At 57.2% G+C, this 19861-nt stretch carries 17 protein-coding genes and 1 pseudogene; 3 read left to right on the forward strand and 15 right to left on the reverse strand.

What is annotated here, in order from left to right; all coding sequences use genetic code 11:
* Positions 1-15 precede the first annotated feature (15 nt).
* On the forward strand, positions 16-222 hold the full coding sequence (locus V7Q49_RS23085; protein WP_333855591.1) for a YfgG family protein: 207 nt from the start codon (positions 16-18) through the stop codon (positions 220-222).
* A gap of 26 nt (positions 223-248) precedes the next feature.
* Here V7Q49_RS23085 and V7Q49_RS23090 read toward each other — a convergent pair whose 3' ends face one another.
* On the reverse strand, positions 249-1133 hold the full coding sequence (locus V7Q49_RS23090) for a LysR family transcriptional regulator (protein WP_333855593.1): 885 nt from the start codon (positions 1131-1133) through the stop codon (positions 249-251).
* Between the two features lie 98 nt (positions 1134-1231).
* On the opposite strand from V7Q49_RS23090, the gene V7Q49_RS23095 reads away from it, so the two are divergent.
* The gene (locus tag V7Q49_RS23095; RefSeq protein ID WP_333855594.1) at positions 1232-2431 is read left to right on the forward strand and encodes an MFS transporter; all 1200 of its coding nucleotides are present in this window, start codon (positions 1232-1234) and stop codon (positions 2429-2431) included.
* A 21-nt stretch (positions 2432-2452) separates the two neighbouring features.
* Here the strand turns inward: V7Q49_RS23095 and guaA are convergent, their stop codons facing one another.
* Positions 2453-4030 (reverse strand): glutamine-hydrolyzing GMP synthase, encoded by a 1578-nt coding sequence (gene guaA / locus V7Q49_RS23100; protein WP_333855595.1) that lies wholly within the window; start codon positions 4028-4030, stop codon positions 2453-2455.
* A 63-nt stretch (positions 4031-4093) separates the two neighbouring features.
* Positions 4094-5560: an IMP dehydrogenase gene (guaB, locus tag V7Q49_RS23105; protein ID WP_333855596.1), complete on the reverse strand. Its 1467-nt coding sequence runs from the start codon at positions 5558-5560 to the stop codon at positions 4094-4096.
* Between the two features lie 159 nt (positions 5561-5719).
* Between guaB and xseA the strand changes: the two genes are divergently transcribed.
* Positions 5720-7093, forward strand: coding sequence for an exodeoxyribonuclease VII large subunit (gene xseA, locus V7Q49_RS23110; RefSeq protein WP_333855598.1), 1374 nt, complete (start codon positions 5720-5722; stop codon positions 7091-7093).
* Here xseA and V7Q49_RS23115 read toward each other — a convergent pair.
* The 12 genes and pseudogenes from V7Q49_RS23115 to V7Q49_RS23170 all read right to left on the reverse strand — a co-directional run.
* Positions 7090-7305: a zinc ribbon domain-containing protein gene (locus V7Q49_RS23115; protein ID WP_333855600.1), complete on the reverse strand. Its 216-nt coding sequence runs from the start codon at positions 7303-7305 to the stop codon at positions 7090-7092. The two genes, xseA and V7Q49_RS23115, sit on opposite strands and share 4 nt — an antisense overlap.
* Positions 7306-7357: 52 nt before the next feature.
* A complete protein-coding gene (locus tag V7Q49_RS23120; protein WP_333855601.1) occupies positions 7358-8392 on the reverse strand; it encodes a Gfo/Idh/MocA family oxidoreductase in 1035 nt (344 codons plus the stop codon).
* 62 nt (positions 8393-8454) lie between these two features.
* Positions 8455-10008: a peptide MFS transporter gene (locus V7Q49_RS23125; RefSeq protein WP_333855603.1), complete on the reverse strand. Its 1554-nt coding sequence runs from the start codon at positions 10006-10008 to the stop codon at positions 8455-8457.
* A gap of 300 nt (positions 10009-10308) precedes the next feature.
* A complete protein-coding gene (der, locus tag V7Q49_RS23130) occupies positions 10309-11781 on the reverse strand; it encodes a ribosome biogenesis GTPase Der (RefSeq protein WP_333855605.1) in 1473 nt (490 codons plus the stop codon).
* 109 nt (positions 11782-11890) lie between these two features.
* The gene (gene bamB, locus V7Q49_RS23135) at positions 11891-13069 is read right to left on the reverse strand and encodes an outer membrane protein assembly factor BamB (RefSeq protein ID WP_333855607.1); all 1179 of its coding nucleotides are present in this window, start codon (positions 13067-13069) and stop codon (positions 11891-11893) included.
* Positions 13070-13079: 10 nt separating this feature from the next.
* The gene (locus V7Q49_RS23140) at positions 13080-13700 is read right to left on the reverse strand and encodes a YfgM family protein (protein WP_333855610.1); all 621 of its coding nucleotides are present in this window, start codon (positions 13698-13700) and stop codon (positions 13080-13082) included.
* Between the two features lie 13 nt (positions 13701-13713).
* Complete coding sequence (gene hisS, locus V7Q49_RS23145) at positions 13714-14988, reverse strand: histidine--tRNA ligase (RefSeq protein ID WP_333855612.1); 1275 nt, start codon at positions 14986-14988, stop codon at positions 13714-13716.
* Between the two features lie 91 nt (positions 14989-15079).
* The gene (gene ispG / locus V7Q49_RS23150; protein ID WP_333855614.1) at positions 15080-16198 is read right to left on the reverse strand and encodes a flavodoxin-dependent (E)-4-hydroxy-3-methylbut-2-enyl-diphosphate synthase; all 1119 of its coding nucleotides are present in this window, start codon (positions 16196-16198) and stop codon (positions 15080-15082) included.
* Between the two features lie 30 nt (positions 16199-16228).
* Positions 16229-17233: a cytoskeleton protein RodZ gene (gene rodZ / locus V7Q49_RS23155; RefSeq protein WP_333855616.1), complete on the reverse strand. Its 1005-nt coding sequence runs from the start codon at positions 17231-17233 to the stop codon at positions 16229-16231.
* Between the two features lie 292 nt (positions 17234-17525).
* Complete coding sequence (locus V7Q49_RS23160) at positions 17526-18692, reverse strand: bifunctional tRNA (adenosine(37)-C2)-methyltransferase TrmG/ribosomal RNA large subunit methyltransferase RlmN (RefSeq protein WP_333855618.1); 1167 nt, start codon at positions 18690-18692, stop codon at positions 17526-17528.
* Positions 18693-18861: 169 nt separating this feature from the next.
* A complete protein-coding gene (gene ndk / locus V7Q49_RS23165; RefSeq protein WP_333855620.1) occupies positions 18862-19293 on the reverse strand; it encodes a nucleoside-diphosphate kinase in 432 nt (143 codons plus the stop codon).
* Positions 19294-19448: 155 nt separating this feature from the next.
* A pseudogene (locus V7Q49_RS23170) lies at positions 19449-19861 on the reverse strand (peptidoglycan glycosyltransferase PbpC); the annotation flags it as partial.

The raw sequence follows: 19861 nt of genomic DNA on the forward strand, positions 1-19861 counted from the left end.
TTCAGGAACACTACAGTGAGTCAGGCCACACGTATGCGAAAACGACATCGGTTTAACACTCGGATGACGCGTATCATACTCCTAATCAGCTTATTCTTTTTTGTGGGCCGCTTCGTTTACTCCTCCATTGGAGCCTGGTATCACCACCAGGAAAAAAAGCAGGCGCAACAATCCAGCCTCTCAGGCGAATACGCCGAACGCTCCACCACCACTATTAATTAAACCTACTGTTTTTCGGGCTAATTAAATTATTTCGCCGACTGTAATAATCGAATAATTTCGCTGATCCCTTTACTCAGCACTTTATCCTGACGCATAACAATGGCTAACTGGCGCTGTAACACCGGCGTAAGCGAGCGCACGCATAACCCCTGCCTGTCCTCCGCACAATCCACCGCCATGCGTGGAATAATGCTGTATCCCAGCCCGACGCGAACCATACGTTTGATGGCTTCAATACTGCCGGACTGCATGATCGGCTGCACCTCCACACCGCTGGCCTGAAACCAGGCGTCGATCACCGCCCTTGTGCTGCTCCCGCTTTCAAAGGCGATAAAGGGGTGAGCCTGTAGCTCAGGTGCGGTCAGCGTGGCAAACAGCCCCTGCCAATCCTCGGCCGCAATAAATACAAACTCTTCATCCAGCACCGGCGCGATCGCCAAAGCCGACCCCGCAGCGGGTAAGGTCACCAGCCCCAGATCGAGACGGTTCTCCTCTATGGCGCGTACAATCTCCAGGGTATTGCCGGTAGTCACCCCGACCCGCAGCAGAGGATGCTCCTGACGCAGCTGCTGTAACAGCGGCGGCAAAAGATGGATGCAGGCCGTCGCCCCCATCCCAATGGTAATAGTGCCACTCACCTCATGGCTGAACGCGGCCACCGCCCGGATCGTCTCGTCCACCGCCTGCTCGATCCGCTCGCCGTGGGTCAATAACGCCAGTCCGGCTGCCGTGGCTTTAACGCCCCGCCCGGTACGCTCGATTAATCGCGCCTGCAGAAACTGCTCCAGCTGGCGGATTTGCAAACTTACCGCCGGTTGCGAAAGTCCCAGCACGTCCGCAGCCGCAGAAAAACTGCCCCGCTGAACGACCAGTCGAAAGGTCGCCAGCTGTCCCAGATTCAGCGTCGTCATCACAAAGTTTCTCTTATAGGAGCCATAAACGCACCGGCCTGCCTGCGGTCTGATGCGCGGGATATGCTCAGGATAACTGTCTGAAGGAATGAAAGATAATGAAAAACCTGGCCATGCCCCGCACGCTTCCCCTCACCACCGGCTGTAATCAGCTTATCAACTGGGGGATCTCCTTTTACATGCCAGGCACCTTCGCCCGGGCCATCACGGCGGATAGCGGCTGGTCGTCACCGGCGATCTATTCGGGCCTGACGCTCGCCATGCTGGTGATGGCTGCTCTCTCCCCGTTTGTCGCTACACTGCTGGCGCGCGCGGGTGGGCAACGGGTGGTGATGATCGGATCGCTGCTGATTTCCGCCAGCTGTGTAGTGATGGCCAACGCCCACTCCCTTGTCGCCTGGTACGCCGCCTGGGTTGTGACCGGGATCGGCATGCGCCTGTCGCTGTACGATGCGCTGTTTGCGGCGCTGGTGAATCTCTACGGCCAGCAGGCGCGGCGTACCATCTCCCGCGTCACCCTGGCGGGCGGGCTGGCTTCGGTAGTGTTCTGGCCACTGGGCGAGGCGCTGCTGACGATCATGAGCTGGCGGAGCGCCCTGCTGGTTTATGCCCTTTTCGGCCTGCTGAGCGCCGTGTTAACCCTGTCGTTACCCAATCAGACACGCCCGACATTTAAACAAGTGACCCCACCAGCCGATGGGCAGGATCGCCGTAACGGCTGGCTGTATGCCGCCTTTATTGCGCTGATCACTTTTGTCTCTAACGGCACCTCCACTCACCTGCCTGAATTTATCGCCAGCGTCGGCCTGCCGGTGACCATCGGCATGTTATGGGGGATTGGGCAGACCGGAGCGCGGTTCCTGGAGGTGGTGGCCGGGGCGGGACTTACCCCGCTGCGCCTGACGGTGCTTACTGCGCTCGCCATGCCGGTGTGCTTTCTGCTCGGGCTGAGCAGCACGCTGTTCCTCTGGTCTGCCGCCGGCTTTGTGCTGGGCTACGGCGCGATTAACGGGCTGGTGACCATCGTAAAAGCCACGCTGCCGCTGCAGCTATTCGCCCCTGAAGAGTACGCCAGGCGCACCGGGGTGCTGCTGATCCCGGCCCAGCTGATGGCGGCGGCCTCACCGCTGGCCTATGCGTGGTTGAACCGGGCATTTGGGACGATCGGCGCGATGTGGCTTTCCTGGGGGCTGACGCTGGCGATCGCCGGACTGGCGGTGGCTATCGTGAAGGGTCAGGCGTTGCGCAGAAATCATGAAACTGGCAGTAAAAAGCCCGCAGAATGCGGGCTTGAATAGAGAGCGATTAACGGGTGGGGATTATTCCCACTCAATCGTCGCCGGTGGCTTACCGCTGATGTCATACACCACGCGGGAAATACCGTTAACTTCGTTGATAATGCGGTTAGACACGCGGCCTAAGAAGTCATACGGCAGGTGCGCCCAGTGGGCAGTCATGAAGTCGATGGTTTCCACCGCACGCAGGGAGACAACCCAGTCGTACTTACGGCCATCGCCCATCACGCCGACAGAGCGAACCGGCAGGAACACGGTGAACGCCTGGCTCACTTTGTTGTACAGGTCAGCTTTGTGCAGTTCTTCGATGAAGATTGCATCGGCACGACGCAGCAGGTCGCAGTACTCTTTCTTCACTTCGCCCAGCACGCGCACGCCCAGACCCGGGCCCGGGAACGGGTGACGGTAGAGCATGTCGTACGGCAGACCCAGCTCCAGGCCGATCTTACGCACTTCGTCTTTGAACAGCTCGCGCAGCGGCTCAACCAGACCCATCTTCATCTCTTTCGGCAGGCCGCCCACGTTGTGGTGAGATTTGATGACGTGTGCTTTACCGGTGGCCGAAGCCGCGGATTCGATCACGTCAGGGTAGATGGTGCCCTGTGCCAGCCACTTCACGTCTTCCAGGCGCAGCGCTTGTTCGTCGAACACTTCTACGAACACGCGGCCGATGATTTTACGCTTCGCTTCCGGATCGTTTTCGCCTGCCAGCGCGTCGAGGAAGCGCTGCTCGCCTTCCACGTGAACGATGTTCAGACCGAAGTGGTCACCGAACATGTCCATCACCTGCTGGGCTTCGTTCAGACGCAGCAGACCGTTGTCCACGAAGACGCAGGTCAGGTTTTTGCCGATGGCGCGGTGCAGCAGCATCGCGGTCACGGAGGAGTCCACGCCGCCGGACAGGCCGAGGATCACTTTGTCATCACCAACCTGCTGGCGAATACGTTCAACCGCATCGTCGATGATTTTTGCTGGCGTCCACAGGGCTTCACACTGGCAGATGTCGATGACAAAACGCTCCAGCATGCGCAGACCCTGACGGGTATGGGTTACTTCCGGATGGAACTGCACGCCGTAAAAGCGTTTTTCTTCGTTAGCCATGATGGCAAACGGGCAGCTCTCGGTGCTGGCAACGGTCACAAAGTCGGACGGGATAGCGGTGACTTTGTCGCCGTGGCTCATCCACACGTCGAGCAGCGCTTTGCCGTCGGCGGTCAGGGAGTCTTCGATACCGCTGATCAGCGCGCTTTCAGTCTGGACTTCAACCTGCGCGTAGCCGAACTCACGCTCGTTAGAACCTTCTACATGGCCACCCAGCTGCATCGCCATGGTCTGCATGCCGTAGCAGACGCCGAACACCGGCACGCCTGCTTCGAACACATACTGCGGCGCGCGCGGGCTGTTATCTTCGGTGGTGCTTTCCGGGCCACCGGAGAGGATGATACCGCTTGGATTGAATTCGCGAATCTGTGCTTCCGTGACATCCCACGCCCACAGTTCACAGTAAACGCCCAGCTCACGGACGCGACGTGCCACCAGCTGAGTGTATTGCGAACCGAAATCCAGAATGAGAATGCGATGTTTATGAATATTTTCCGTCATTGACGCTAATTCCGAGGCAAGTGAAACAAAATCGCCCGGCATATAGCCGGGCGTGGAAACTTATCAGGAGCCCATGCGGTAGTTCGGGGACTCTTTGGTGATGGTCACGTCGTGAACGTGGCTTTCCTGAATACCCGCACCGCTGATACGCACGAATTCCGCTTTAGTACGCAGCAGGTCAATGGTACCACAGCCGGTCAGGCCCATACAGGAGCGCAGGCCGCCCATCTGCTGGTGAATGATCTCTTTCAGGTAGCCTTTATAGGCCACGCGACCTTCGATACCTTCCGGCACCAGTTTGTCGGCGGCGTTATCGGTCTGGAAGTAACGGTCGGAGGAACCTTTGGACATCGCGCCCAGAGAACCCATCCCGCGGTAAGATTTGTAAGAACGGCCCTGGAACAGTTCGATTTCGCCCGGGGACTCTTCAGTACCGGCCAGCATAGAGCCCACCATTACCGCAGCCGCACCGGCCGCGATCGCTTTAGCGATATCGCCGGAGAAGCGGATACCGCCGTCAGCGATAACCGGAATACCGGTACCTTCCAGCGCTTCAACCGCGTCGGATACCGCAGTGATCTGCGGAACGCCCACGCCGGTCACGATACGGGTGGTACAGATGGAGCCAGGACCAATCCCGACTTTCACCGCGCTGCAACCGGCTTCAGCCAGCGCGCGAGCGCCTGCGCCCGTTGCTACGTTACCGCCGATGATCTGCAGATCAGGATATTTAGCACGGGTCTCACGAATACGTTGCAGCACGCCTTCGGAGTGGCCGTGAGAGGAGTCGATCAGCAACACGTCAACGCCTGCGGCAACCAGCGCATCAACGCGCTCTTCGTTGCCCGCACCCGCGCCAACCGCAGCACCGACGCGCAGACGGCCATGCTCGTCTTTACAGGCGTTCGGTTTACGTTCTGCTTTCTGGAAGTCTTTAACGGTGATCATGCCGAGCAGGTGGAAGCTATTGTCCACAACCAGCGCTTTTTCAACACGTTTTTCGTGCATTTTTGCGAAGACCACGTCGCGGGATTCGCCTTCACGCACGGTAACCAGACGCTCTTTTGGCGTCATGTAGACGCTGACCGGCTGGTTCAGGTCGGTGACGAAACGCACGTCACGACCGGTGATGATGCCCACCAGTTCGTTATCGGAGGTCACAACCGGGTAGCCTGCAAAGCCGTTACGCTCGGTCAGCGCTTTTACTTCGTGCAGGGTGGTCGTTGGCAGAACGGTCTGTGGATCGGTAACGATGCCAGATTCATGTTTCTTCACGCGGCGAACTTCTTCCGCCTGGCGCTCGATAGACATGTTTTTATGGATAAAGCCAATGCCGCCTTCCTGAGCCAGGGCGATAGCCAGGCGCGCTTCAGTCACGGTGTCCATTGCCGCGGAGAGCATAGGAATGTTCAGGCGAATGGATTTGGTCAACTGCGTGCTGAGGTCGGCAGTATTCGGCAGAACGGTGGAATGAGCGGGAACGAGGAGGACGTCGTCAAACGTCAGTGCTTCTTTAGCGATACGTAGCATGGGCAATATCTCTGACCTGGGTGGTTAAATATTGCCGTGGCATTATACAGAGCGTAACCGATTGCATCTACACTTTTTTATAAAAAATGCTTGCGATTGCCTCTTATCAGGTTACTATCGACTGAATAACTTGCTGATTTAGAATTTGATCCCGCTCACATGTTATCCTCTCAATCCCCCTCAATTTATACCGTCAGCCGCCTTAATCAGACGGTCCGTTTGCTGCTTGAGCAGGAAATTGGCCAGGTGTGGATTAGCGGAGAGATCTCCAATTTCACCCAGCCGGCATCCGGTCACTGGTACTTCACCCTGAAGGACAATACCGCTCAGGTGCGTTGCGCGATGTTCCGCAACAGCAACCGTCGGGTCACCTTCCGGCCGCAGCACGGGCAGCAGGTTCTGGTTCGCGCCAGTATCACCCTGTACGAGCCGCGCGGTGATTATCAGATTATCGTCGAGAGCATGCAGCCTGCAGGTGAAGGGCTTCTCCAGCAGAAATATGAGCAGCTGAAAGCCACGCTTTCGGCAGAAGGGCTGTTCGATCAGCAGCATAAACAGCCCCTCCCCTCCCCTGCCCACTGCGTGGGGGTGATCACCTCGAAAACCGGTGCCGCGCTGCATGACATCCTGCACGTGCTGAAACGCCGCGACCCTTCTCTGCCGGTCATCATCTACCCGACCGCGGTGCAGGGCGACGATGCGCCCGGGCAGATTGTCCGCGCTATTCAGCTTGCCAACGCCCGTCAGGAGTGTGACGTGCTGATCGTCGGGCGAGGCGGCGGTTCGCTGGAAGATTTGTGGAGCTTTAACGACGAACGCGTGGCGCGGGCGATTTTTGCCAGCCAGATCCCGGTGGTTAGCGCCGTTGGACACGAAACCGACGTGACCATCGCCGATTTTGTCGCTGACCTGCGGGCACCCACGCCGTCTGCCGCGGCAGAAGTGGTGAGCCGTAACCAGCTCGAGCTGCTGCGCCAGATGCAAAGCGGCCAGCAGCGCCTCGAGATGGCGATGGACTACTTCCTCGCCAACCGCACCCGTCGTTTTACCCAGCTACACCATCGTCTGCAGCAGCAGCACCCGCAGCTGCGTCTGGCGCGTCAGCAAACGGTGCTGGAACGTCTGCGCCAGCGGATGAACCTCGCGGTAGACACTCAGCTTAAACGGGCGGTGCAGCGCCAGCAGCGCAGCACACAGCGCCTGAACCAGCACAACCCGCAGCCGCGCATTTATCGCGCGCAAACGCGTATTCAGCAGCTGGAGTATCGCCTCGCGGAGAACCTGCGCGCGCGGCTGAGCAGCACCCGCGAACGCTTCGGTAATGCGGTCACCCATCTGGAAGCCGTCAGCCCGCTCTCGACGCTGGCGCGCGGCTACAGCGTGACCACCGCGACCGACGGCAAAGTGCTGAAGCAGACGAAACAGGTGAAAGCGGGTGATGTGCTCACCACCCGGCTGTCAGACGGCTGGGTGGAAAGCGAAGTGAAAGGCGTGACGGCGGCGAAGAAAACGCGCAAGAAAAAGCAGGTTTAAACCGGCACAAACTCCACGCGCTTTTTCGAGATCAGACCGTGGCCGTTCTGGCAGAAATAATCCACCGCACCGCAGGCTTTTAACACCTGGAGTGGCTGATGGCACTCCGGGCAGCGCGCTTCCAGGGCGATATCTTTGTTGCAATTATCGCAGTGCGCCACACCGTTTTGCGGTTCAATCTCCGCATGGCAATCCGGGCAGGTAATCGACATGATGACTCCTTTGAAGGACATTCAGTTCTGCCCTGATGTTAACACGATGCCTTCAGTGGGGGCCACGCAGCTGTTGCTGTAATGTCAGCAGGATTTTCACCTCTTCCAGCCTGCGCTGCGTCGTGCGGCTCACCTCCTCCGGATCGCGTGCAAACAGGCTCTGCTCACCCAGAATATGCTCCGCCAGACAACGTTCATAGATCGTACCGCCAAAATGCCAGGACTGAACCTTATCGCCATCGATCAGCGCCAGCACATCTTCCGCCCCGCGTCGGTCGTGGCTGATAACGCCACCGTCCCGCAGATGCAGCCGCAGCCCTTTTTGCCCGCCGGACGGCCCGGCATATTTGTTCAGCCAGATATCCACCGGCACGCCGCCGAGCTGCCCCTGAAGATGCGCCTCGCCTTCCGCCGTGGTCAGATCGCCTTTCGCGATATCGCGCCCCAGTCGGTCTCTGGCCGCCATAACCTGTAGGTTTATATCCCCGCTTCCTCCCAGATAGCGCGCCGTTTCGCGCATCATCGCCAGCACGTGCGTACCAATATCCAGGATCACCCCGTCAGGATGGCGAAGCGTTCGGGTATCGGGTTCTCCGGTGGCAAAGTTGAGCGCGACAGGCTCCCCCGCCGCGTTAAACCCGCTCGGCTCCTGTAAAAAGCCCTCGATGCGGACGATATCCGTATAAGCCCCGACCAACCCCAGCTGCACCAGGTTAATACGCGCCATCCAGTGATCGAGCGCCAGCACCCGGGCGGCCGCCTCTGGCCTGGCCAGCAGCGTTTTCAGCCTGGCGATTTGGGCAAGGGTGGCGACAATCGGCTTTTCGACCACAATACGCGGGATGGAGGAGGCCAGCGCCTGCTCAAGCACCTCAAGGTGCTGTAGCGATGCGGTGGTGATAAACAGCGTATCGAGAGGTTGAGCAAGGAGGTCGGCAAGCGACGGACTGCGCGTGACGCCAGCAAGCGTCTTTGCTGGCTGGATATCGAACCCAACACAGTGGAGGGAGGTGCCGAAGGTACTTTGTAGTGCGGGTAAGTAGGCGGTTTCCACCACCGCGCCAAGTCCAACAAACCCAATCTGCATATATCACCTCTGTCGTGGCAAGGCCGGAGCGTAACCCACGCTCCGGCCAGCTCAGGCTGATATCAGGCGTTGGTGACCGGTTTCGGCTCGTTATTCGTCTGCGCATTTTCCAGCATACGACGCACCGGAACAATGAGCACCATCAGAACAGCAGCACAAATCAGCAGCGCGATGGAGCAGCGCGCGAAGAGGTTCGGCAGCATATCTAACTGATCGGCTTTAACATGACCGCCAATCAGACCCGCCGCCAGATTACCGAGGGCGCTGGCACAGAACCACAAGCCCATCATCTGGCCGCGCATTCTTTCCGGGGCCAGCAGGGTCATGGTCGCCAGACCAATCGGGCTCAGGCACAGCTCACCGAGGGTCAGCATCAGGATACTGCCCACCAGCCAGAACGGCGATACGCCCGCACCACCGTTATTCAGGACGTTCTGCGCCGCCAGCATCATCAGGCCAAAGCCCCCTGCCGCACACAGAATACCGATCACGAACTTGGTGATGCTGCTCGGACGAATATTGTTGCTCGCCAGCTTCGGCCAGGCCCAGCTAAAGACCGGTGCCAGCAGGATAATAAACAGGGCGTTAATCGACTGGAACCACACCGCCGGGATTTCAAAATCACCGATCATACGGTTGGTGTAGTCGTTGGCAAACAGGTTGAACGAGGTCGGCTTCTGTTCAAACGCAGACCAGAAGAAGGCCGCAGACACCAGCAGGATAAAGCAGACCAGCAGTCTGGCGCGCTCTTTGCGGTTCAGGCCGGCAAACATGAACAGCCAGATGAAGTACAGCGCCACCGAGGCGGCAATCACGTATACCAGCACGCTGGCCACCGCAACCGGGTTGATCACAATCACGCCCTGGGCAATCAGGGTGACGATAATCGCCACGCCCGCCGCCAGCGCCAGTAACCAGCCGCCAACGCCGTTTTTCTTCACCACCGGGCTGTTCCAGGTGGAGTCCAGCCCCACTTCGCTGTCGTAGCGCTTCATCGACGGCACGGCAAACAGACGGAAGATGACCAGCGCCACCAGCATCCCGATGCCGCCAATACCAAAGCCCCAGTGCCAGCCGTGGGATTTAATCAGCCAGCCGGAGATCAGCGGCGCGATAAAGGACCCCATGTTGATGCCCATGTAGAACAGCGAGAAGCCGCCGTCACGACGCGCATCGCCTTTCTTATACAGCGTGCCCACCATCACCGAGATACAAGTTTTGAACAGGCCCGAGCCCAGCACGATAAACATCAGGCCGATGAAGAACAGGTTGTTGCCCATCACCGCGGATAGCGCAATCGACAGGTGGCCGAGCGCAATCAGAATCGAACCGTACCAGACCGCTTTCTGCTGGCCGAGCCAGTTATCCGCCAGCCAGCCGCCCGGCAGCGCGGCCAGGTACATGGTTCCGGCGAAGATCCCGACGATAGCGGAAGCATTCTCACGCGCCAGCCCCATGCCGCCGTCGTAGACGGTAGCCGCCATAAACAGGATCAGCAGCGGACGAATACCGTAAAACGAGAAGCGCTCCCACATCTCCGTGAAAAACAGCGCGCCGAGCGGATAAGGATGGCCGAAGAAAGTTCGGCTTTCGTTTTTATTAACAGAGGATTGCATAATTCTCCCGAGATGATGTGTCGTCGTACTTGTAAACACCGGAAAGCGGCCGCCCGATTAGCGATCGGGTGGCTTTTTTACATCCGGCGAAATGTTATTTAACCATTTGATAACCTGAGGCAACTTTTGTCCAGCCCCTATACCCCTATCAAAAGATGAAAGTTCGACAATCGTCTTATTTCTTAGATTTTATGTTGGATAAACATGAATAGTGATTGACATCACATCAATAATTATTCGTCCGATTTAAGCGTAAAAAAACCCGCGACAGGCGCGGGTTTATCAGCAGAGCAGCAAGGATTATTTGCTTTTCTTGATGTGTTTAATCAAACGCTTACGCTTACGCATCTGGTTCGGCGTCAGGGTGTTACGTTTGTTGGCAAACGGGTTATCCCCTTCCTTGAACTGGATGCGGATCGGCGTACCCATTACGTCCAGCGATTTGCGGAAGTAGTTCATCAGGTAGCGTTTGTAAGAGTCCGGCAGATCTTTTACCTGGTTACCGTGAATAACCACGATCGGTGGGTTATAACCGCCGGCGTGGGCATATTTCAGCTTCACGCGACGACCGCGCACCAGCGGTGGCTGATGGTCTTCAGCCGCCATGGTCATGATGCGGGTCAGCATCGCGGTACCGACACGACGGGTTGAGCTGTCGTAGGCTTCGCGCACCGATTCGAACAGGTTGCCCACGCCGCTGCCGTGCAGGGCAGAGATGAAGTGGACGCGGGCAAAGTCGATGAAGCCCAGACGGAAGTCCAGCATCTCTTTGACCTGCTCACGCACTTCGTTGCTCAGGCCGTCCCACTTGTTGACGACGATAACCAGCGAGCGCCCACTGTTGAGGATAAAGCCGAGCAGGGAGAGATCCTGATCGGAGATGCCTTCACGGGCATCGATAACCAGCATCACCACGTTGGCGTCTTCAATCGCCTGCAGGGTTTTGATTACCGAGAATTTCTCGACCACATCGGTGATTTTCCCGCGCTTACGCACGCCCGCGGTGTCGATCAGAACGTATTCACGCTCGTCACGCTCCATCGGGATGTAGATGCTGTCGCGAGTGGTGCCCGGCATGTCATACACCACCACGCGGTCTTCACCGAGAATACGGTTAGTAAGCGTTGACTTACCGACGTTCGGACGACCGACGATGGCCAGCTTGATCGGCAGATCCTGCGGGTTGAAGTCGTCTTCCGGCTCCTCTTCACCCTCTTCGCCTTCTTCAAACTGCGCCCAATATTCGGCGTCTTCGTCGACCTCTTCCGGCGGGCTGATCTCGTCAACGTACGGCAGCAGCGCGGTTTCCAGCAGGCTGGTCACGCCACGACCGTGCGAGGCGGCGATCGGGTAGATATCACCCAGGCCTAATGACCAGAAATCGGCCATCGCCTGATCGGGATCGATACCGTCGGTTTTGTTCGCCACCAGGAAGGTCGATTTTTCACGCGAGCGCAGGTGCTTGGCGATGGCAACGTCGGCAGGCATCAGGCCCGCGCGCGCATCAACCATAAACAGCACGATGTCCGCTTCTTCAATCGCCAGCAGAGATTGTTCCGCCATGCGGGTTTCAACGCCGTCTTCTGTCCCGTCGATACCGCCGGTATCGATACAGATAAACTCACGACCTTCCACTTCTGCACGACCGTACTTACGGTCACGCGTGAGCCCCGGGAAATCCGCAACCAGCGCATCACGGGTGCGTGTTAAACGGTTAAAAAGAGTGGATTTTCCAACGTTCGGGCGCCCGACAAGCGCGACCACAGGTACCATGTTTAAAGCCTCATAAAATTCGATATCACGTCGCGTTTGCGGCGTTTTTTAAAAAATCAAAACGGCCCCTGAGCAACAGGAGCCGTTGAGTATACTACAACCGCGGTGATTAACGCGTGATCGCGTACAGCGTACCGTCTTTTGCCTGGATCAGCAGTTTGCCGTCAGCCACCACCGGCTCGGTCTGGAAACCGGAACCGTCGACTTTATCCTGGGCGACAAAACGACCGTTGCTCGGGTCAATCCAGTGCATGTAACCTTCGCTATCACCCACCACCAGGCTGCCGTTATAGAGCGCCGGCGCGGTCAGCAGACGGTGCAGCAGATCGCTCTGCGTCCACAGCGTCACGCCGCCTTCGGTGCTCAGCGCCAGCAGGCGGTCGTTCTGATCGACCAGATAGATGCGGTTGCCATCCACCACGAAATCATTCACCGAGCCCAGCTCGCGTTTCCACATCACCTGGCCGCTGCGCAGATCCATCGCGGTCAGGTTGCCGTTATAGGCCAGAGCGTAGACAACGCCATTGACGATAACCGGCGTGGTATCCACATCGCTCAGACGGTCGATTTCGGTCGGACCGGTTGCCTGAGAGATACGCTGCTGCCAGATCAGCTGACCCTGCTGCATCAGTACGGCGCTGACGCGACCGTTATCGCCGCCAACAATGGCTGCACCAAAGGCAGTGGCTGGCGCAGATTCACCGCGCAGGGAGAGCGCAGGCATATCCAGGTTAACGGTCCACTTCACCGCACCATCAGCTTCATTCAGCGCCTGCAGCTGACCGTTGGCGGTATGCACCAGCACCATACCGTCGCTGACGACCGGACGGGAGAGCGCTTCGCCCGCAACGCGGGTCTGCCAGGCAATGGAGCCGTCGCTGGCGTTAAGGGCATAGACCTGTGCTTTTTCGCTGCCGATATAGACATGACCACCGGCAACCGTTACGCCACCTGACAGCAGAGCCGGCGTGCGTGACAGCCAGCCGCTTTTTTCTGCCAGATTAATCGACCACACCTCTTTGCCGTCATCGGCGTTAACGGCTTTTACGATGCCTTTGCGGTCAGCCGCATAGACAACACCGTCCGCAGAAGCCGGATGCAGGTTGGAGTAGAAGTCGCCAATACCGTTACCGACAGAGGTGCTCCATGCGGTAGACGGCGCAAACTGGTTTTCAACCGTTGGCAGTGGAGACATGGTGACAACATCTTCTTCGCCGCTGAACAGTGAACAGCCGCTCAATAACGTAACGGAAAGCAGTCCTGGCAGAAGTAATTTACGCAATTGCATCGGGTCCCTCTCAGACGGACAAATTATTTATTTTCATCTGCATCATTTCGCTCAGCGCGGGTGAGGCGTTACTTTTCACGCCTGCTTCCCATGCGCTGCGCGCGCCTTGTTTGTCACCCTTGCTCAGCAGTGCTTCACCACGCAGGTCGGCAACAATAGAGGCAAAACCTTCACCTTTGACAGCGTCGAGGGTTTTCAGCGCTTCGTCAGGTTTCTTCTGCTGCACCTGAATACGGGCAAGACGCAGATTGATGAGCGCTTTCAGGTTATCGTTGCCTGCGGCGGCCAGACCCTGCTGCAGCTGGGCTGCCGCTTTATCCAGCTCGCCTTTATCGACGAACTGCTGAGCCACTTCCAGCGACGCCAGCGCACCGTAGGTGTTTTTGTTGTCGGCGGCAAATTTCTCTGCCGCCGCCAGGGTTTGTGGCTGATCGGCTTTGATGGCGCTCACGGTATTTTCATACTGTAAGGAGGAGCCACGCGCGGAATCGACCTGATGACTGTTCCAGTAACGCCAGCCCACCAGGGCGCCAACACCTAAAATGACCCCAACAGCCAGCGCTTTGCCGTTTTCAGCAAAGAAGCGTTTGATCGCATCAACCTGGTCGTTTTCGTTCTCGTACATTTCCACGCAGTCCTTCTCCTTAGCCCAGTAGAGTGCGCAAGTGCGCCGCAACGCCGTCCTGCGTTACCGTTGTTTGCTCACCAGAGCGCAGATCCTTCACTACTACTTCGCCGTTAGCCACTTCTGACTCGCCGAGTACCAGTGCGATTCGCGCGCCCCACTTGTCGGCACGGGCGAACTGTTTCTTGAAGTTGCCGCCGCCGTGGTTGGTCATCAGCTTAGCCGCTGGCAGTGCATCGCGCACGCGTTCGGCAAGCTGCATTGCCGCAGACTGCGTTTCCGCGCCTGAGGCTACCAGGTATATATCGACAACAGGATCGGCTTTAAATTCCGGATTAACTGCCTGAACTAACAAAACAAGTCGCTCAAGGCCCATGGCGAAACCTACCGCAGGGGCAGGACGACCGCCTAACTGCTCTACCAGACCATCATAACGACCGCCCGCACAGACCGTTCCCTGTGAACCGAGGCTGGTGGTAACCCACTCAAACACGGTGCGGTTGTAGTAGTCCAGACCGCGTACCAGACGTTGGTTGACGGTATAAGTAATACCGGCCGCTTCCAGCAGTTTGCACAGACCGGCAAAGTGTTCGCGGGAATCGTCGTCCAGATAATCGCCCAGGGCAGGCGCATCGTTCAGCAGGGCCTGCACGTCAGGGTTCTTGGAATCCAGCACGCGCAGCGGGTTGCTGTACATACGACGCTTGCAGTCTTCGTCCAGCTTCTCTTTATGCTGCTCGAGGAAGGCCACCAGCGCATCGCGGTAGTTTGCACGCGCGTCAAGAGAACCGATGGAGTTCAGCTCCAGAGAAACGTGGTCAGCGATACCCAGCGCGCGCCACCAGCGGGCAGTCAGCATAATCAGCTCGGCGTCGATATCCGGGCCCTGCAGACCAAAGGCTTCCACACCCAGCTGGTTAAACTGGCGGTAACGGCCTTTCTGAGGACGTTCGTGACGGAACATTGGGCCGATATACCACAGGCGCTGCTCCTGATTGTACAGGAGACCATGCTCGATGCCGGCGCGTACACATCCCGCCGTACCTTCCGGACGTAAGGTCAGGCTGTCGCCGTTACGATCCTCAAAGGTGTACATCTCTTTTTCAACCACATCGGTGACTTCACCGATAGCGCGTTTGAATAACGGGGTCTGCTCTACAATCGGCAAACGGATTTCGCTGTAACCGTAGCTGCCGAGCACCTGCTTAAGGGTGCCTTCAATGCGCTGCCAGATGGCGGTCTCGGCAGGCAGATAATCGTTCATGCCGCGAATGGCTTGAATATTCTTTGCCACGTTTGTTCTCTTTCTATAGACAAAAATGAACCCTGGGGTTCATAACCGAAGGGTTCAATCATACACAGGAAGCGAACCGCTTCCCATCACGTTATTTTTCGACCTGGTGCACGCTGATGCGCTGCGCTTCATCCAGCATGGTGGCTTTGGCGCGGATACGGGCTTCAAGCTGATCGATCATGTCGTTATTATCCAGACGATCTCTGCGGACGCCATCTTCATAGAGACCACTTTTCTTGTTACCGCCCGTGACGCCCAATGTTGACACCAGCGCCTCACCCGGACCGTTCACCACACAGCCGATAATCGAAACGTCCATCGGGGTGATGATATCTTCCAGACGCTGCTCAAGCGCATTCACCGTACCGATAACATCAAACTCCTGACGCGAACAGGTCGGACAGGCGATAAAGTTGATGCCACGGGAACGAATACGCAGCGATTTCAGGATATCAAAACCGACTTTGATCTCTTCCACCGGATCGGCGGCCAGCGAGACACGCAGGGTGTCGCCAATGCCTTCGTTCAGCAGCAGGCCGAGGCCAATCGCTGATTTCACCGCACCGCTGCGCGCGCCGCCGGCTTCGGTGATCCCGAGGTGCAGAGGCTGATCGATCTGCTTCGCCAGCAGACGATAGGATTCAACGGCAAGGAACACGTCCGAGGCTTTAACGCTGACTTTGAACTGATCGAAGTTCAGACGATCGAGATGATCCACATGACGCATGGCCGATTCGAGCAGCGCCTGCGGGGTCGGTTCGCCGTACTTTTCCTGGAGATCTTTTTCCAGCGAACCGGCGTTCACGCCGATACGGATGGGGATGTTCTTGTCGCGGGCGCAATCAACGACCGCGCGGATACGCTCTTCGCTGCCGATGTTGCCGGGGTTGATACGCAGGCAATCGACGCCGTATTCCGCGACTTTCAGCGCGATACGGTAATCGAAGTGAATATCGGCAACCAGCGGAACGGAGACCTGCTGTTTGATGAGTTTGAAAGCTTCCGCCGCATCCATTGTCGGCACGGAAACGCGAACAATATCTGCGCCTACACGTTCTAACGCTTTGATCTGATTGACCGTCGCCGCCACATCGGTGGTACGGGTGTTGGTCATCGACTGAACGGCGATGGGAGCACCATCGCCAATTGGCACATTCCCGACGTAAATACGTTTCGATTTTCTACGTGGAATAGGAGCCTGGTTATGCATGGAAAATCTCCCGCGTTGCCTGTCTGTTACTTACTGTGCTGCTGATTGTTCGGCATTGAGGGTCAGTCGCGCAACCTGGCTAGTTCTGATAAAACGGCTCAGATCGACAGGTTTACCCTGGAACTGGATCTGGACCGCTGCCGGAGCACCAATCTTGAGCTTATAAGGTGCCTGGCCTGCCAGATTTAACGTGCCGTCCTTACGCTGCAGTCCGCTGAACAGCTTTTTGCCGGTCGCGTCGGTCACTTCAAGCCAGCAGTCGGCGCTGAAGTTCATGACCAGCGCGTTTGGGTCGGCCGGTGCCGCCGCTACGCCAGCCGGATCGGATGGCAGAGGCTGAACCGCGTTATCCGCGGTGGCTGCCGGTGCAGTCCCGACGTTCGCCTGAGAAGGCGAAACAACGGCGCTGTCAGCCGGAGCCTGGGCTGTTTGATTAGCAGCTGGCGCAGAAGTCTGCGCCGTTGCTGTATCGGTAGTGTCGGTCGCTGGCGCTGGTGCCTGCGGTTCGCTGGCGGTTGCGGAGGCGTCGGTATTCAGTGGGATGCTCTGAGCGCCATCGCCCGCAGAGCCATTCAGCTCGGCGGAGGATTGATCGGCCATGGTGGTGATCTCTTCCTGCTGCGCTTTATGGTTCTGCCACCACCAGGCGCCTGTCAGGCCGATAACCACAAACAAGACCAGCCAGGTAAAGGTCATCAGCCAGCCATCACGTTTTTTACGACGTTTGCCCAGCGAAAAACTCTGCATCGGCGCGACTTTCGCCGCTCTGACCGGTGCCTGTTTTTCCATCATCGGCAGCAGTTCGTCTTCAGGGATATGCACCAGTTTTGCATAGGAGCGGATATAACCACGCAGAAACGTTGAAGCGAGTTCGGCAGGTGCCTTATCTTCTTCAATATCGCGGACCGTGGAAACCTTCAGGCATAAGCGTTCCGCAACGGCTTGCTGGCTTAGTCCGAGTTGTTCACGGGCGTTGCGAAGACGAACGCCCGTGGAAAGTGCTGCATTTTGGTCGTGAGTGGCTTCAGTATTCATTCGCTACAACTACTGGTACGTGAAAATTGAGGATCCTGGCGCCGGTGAGTCACAATGCCACCCGCACCGCGAAACTTCTGGTCAGTTAACCTTAGTAAGACAGCACAATACTGTCAGGTTTTCGTTGACAGAAGCGGCTTGTCAGTGAGGCTAAACTGTTGTTGCGTCGTTACATACTGCCTTAAAGTCATATAAAACGCACCGTAATTATTACCCATACACCGGTGCAATGACTGTTTATTCGCATCTTACGCTGCCACGGCGCAGATAATGCGCCGTGACTGCATAATAATTACACGGCCTTGATATCGATAGCCTCACCCTGCATACGTTTACGCAGCGTACGCTTGGTGCGGTCGATAACATCACCGGCCAGCTGACCACAGGCGGCATCAATATCATCACCACGGGTTTTACGCACGATAGTGGTGAAGCCGTACTCCATCAGAACCTTGGAGAAACGGTCGATACGGCTGTTTGAGCTACGGCCATACGGCGCGCCCGGGAACGGGTTCCATGGGATCAGGTTGATCTTGCACGGCGTATCTTTCAGCAGTGCCGCCAGCTCGTGCGCATGCTCGGTGCCGTCGTTGACGTGATCCAGCATGACGTACTCGATGGTGACGCGTCCCTGGTTGGCATTGGACTTCGAAATGTAGCCCCGCACCGAGTTCAGGAAGGTCTCGATATTGTACTTCTTGTTGATTGGCACGATCTCATCACGGATGGCATCGTTCGGCGCGTGCAGCGAAATCGCCAGCGCAACGTCAATCATATCGCCGAGCTTATCCAGCGCAGGCACAACACCTGACGTGGAAAGGGTTACGCGACGTTTGGACAGGCCAAAGCCGAAGTCGTCGAGCATGATTTCCATGGCCGGAACCACGTTGGTCAGGTTCAGCAGCGGTTCGCCCATTCCCATCATCACCACGTTGGTGATTGGACGGGTGCCGGTCACTTTTGCCGCGCCGACGATCTTCGCCGCACGCCAGACCTGGCCGATGATTTCCGATACGCGCAGGTTACGGTTAAAGCCCTGCTGCGCCGTGGAGCAGAACTTACACTCCAGCGCACAACCGACCTGGGAAGAGACGCACAGCGTGGCGCGATCGTCTTCCGGGATATAGACCGTCTCAACGCGCTGATCGCCTACGGCAATCGCCCACTTAATGGTGCCGTCAGCTGAACGCTGCTCTTCCACCACTTCCGGAGCGCGGATTTCAGCGACGTCTTTCAGCTTGTTACGCAGCACCTTGTTGATGTCAGTCATGTCATCAAAGTCGTCGCTGCAATAGTGATACATCCATTTCATCACCTGGTCGGCACGAAACGGCTTCTCGCCCATCTCTTTGAAGAACTCGCGCATCTGCTGACGGTTCAGGTCCAGCAGGTTGATTTTTCCATTTTTATTTGGAACCGCAGCAATGGCGACTTCGGAGGTATTAACTAGTTCAGACATAATATATTCCGGCCTCGTTGTTACACGTTATGGCCCGTGGAGGGTTAAAAAGAAACGCCCCGGCAAGCAGTCTGCTCATCCGGGGCGTTGCATTGTACAAAGTCTGGCGCAGGGATGCCACGTCTGCACGCGGCATTTACGAAAATAATGTGTAAACGAAACCGTTAAATTAACGGGTACGCGCGCACACTTCGCCTTCTGCGAAGAAGAAAGCGATTTCACGAGCGGCAGATTCTACAGAGTCGGAACCGTGGGTGCCGTTCTCGGTGAAGCTGTCAGCGTAATCTGCGCGCAGAGTACCTGCCAGAGCGTTATCCGGGTTGGTTGCACCCAGCAGATCGCGGTGACGCTGAACGGCATTTTCGCCTTCCAGTACGGAAACCACGATTGGGCCAGAGGTCATGAACTCAACCAGGCCGTCGAAGAATGGGCGACCTTCGTGCTCAGCATAGAAACCACGAGCCTGCTCAACGGTCAGATGCAGCATTTTGGTGCCAACGATTTTGAACCCTGCCGCTTCAAAGCGAGCAAAGATGCTGCCAATAACGTTTTTTGCCACCGCGTTTGGTTTGATGATGGAAAAAGTACGTTCAATAGCCATGATTACCTCTGTGATTTGTTCTGTTGTTTTGCATTCATGCGAAATATATGGCGCGGATTATAATGAGCATTCACGCCATTGCCTATGGATGGATGTAACATTTTTTTAAAATAAGACGAGTTTTAACAACAGATCCTGGCTAAAACCTGTTTTATCTATTGCAAGGTAAAATCGACGGTTGCCACCTGCCCTGCCTCATCCATCACCAACAGTTGATAATCCCCTACGCTGTCCAGGTGCAACGTAACCGCTCGCCCCTGCACGTTCAGCAGCTCGCCGTTAAGGAACCACCAGCGGGCCCCGTCGCTTCCGCTGGCCTGCAACGGCAACGACACGCGCGCCTCCCCCGGCAGACGCTTTATCACCGCCCCCTGGCGAATGCCTGAGAGGATCAGCGGCGCCGGAAACCCCTGGCCGAGCGGCGGGCAGGTTGCTGAAGCAGGCGGAATGCGCACCGCGCGGCGTTCTGCCTGCGGCAGCCACGGCTCCAGCGGCAGCGGCCAGACGTCAATGGTATGTTCCTGCGCCTGCGGGCAGTCCGCCGCTACGCGTTTGCCGCTGTTATCCA

Origin of the sequence: Leclercia sp., from assembly GCF_036780805.1 — a bacterium.
Classification (GTDB): Bacteria; Pseudomonadota; Gammaproteobacteria; order Enterobacterales; family Enterobacteriaceae; genus Enterobacter.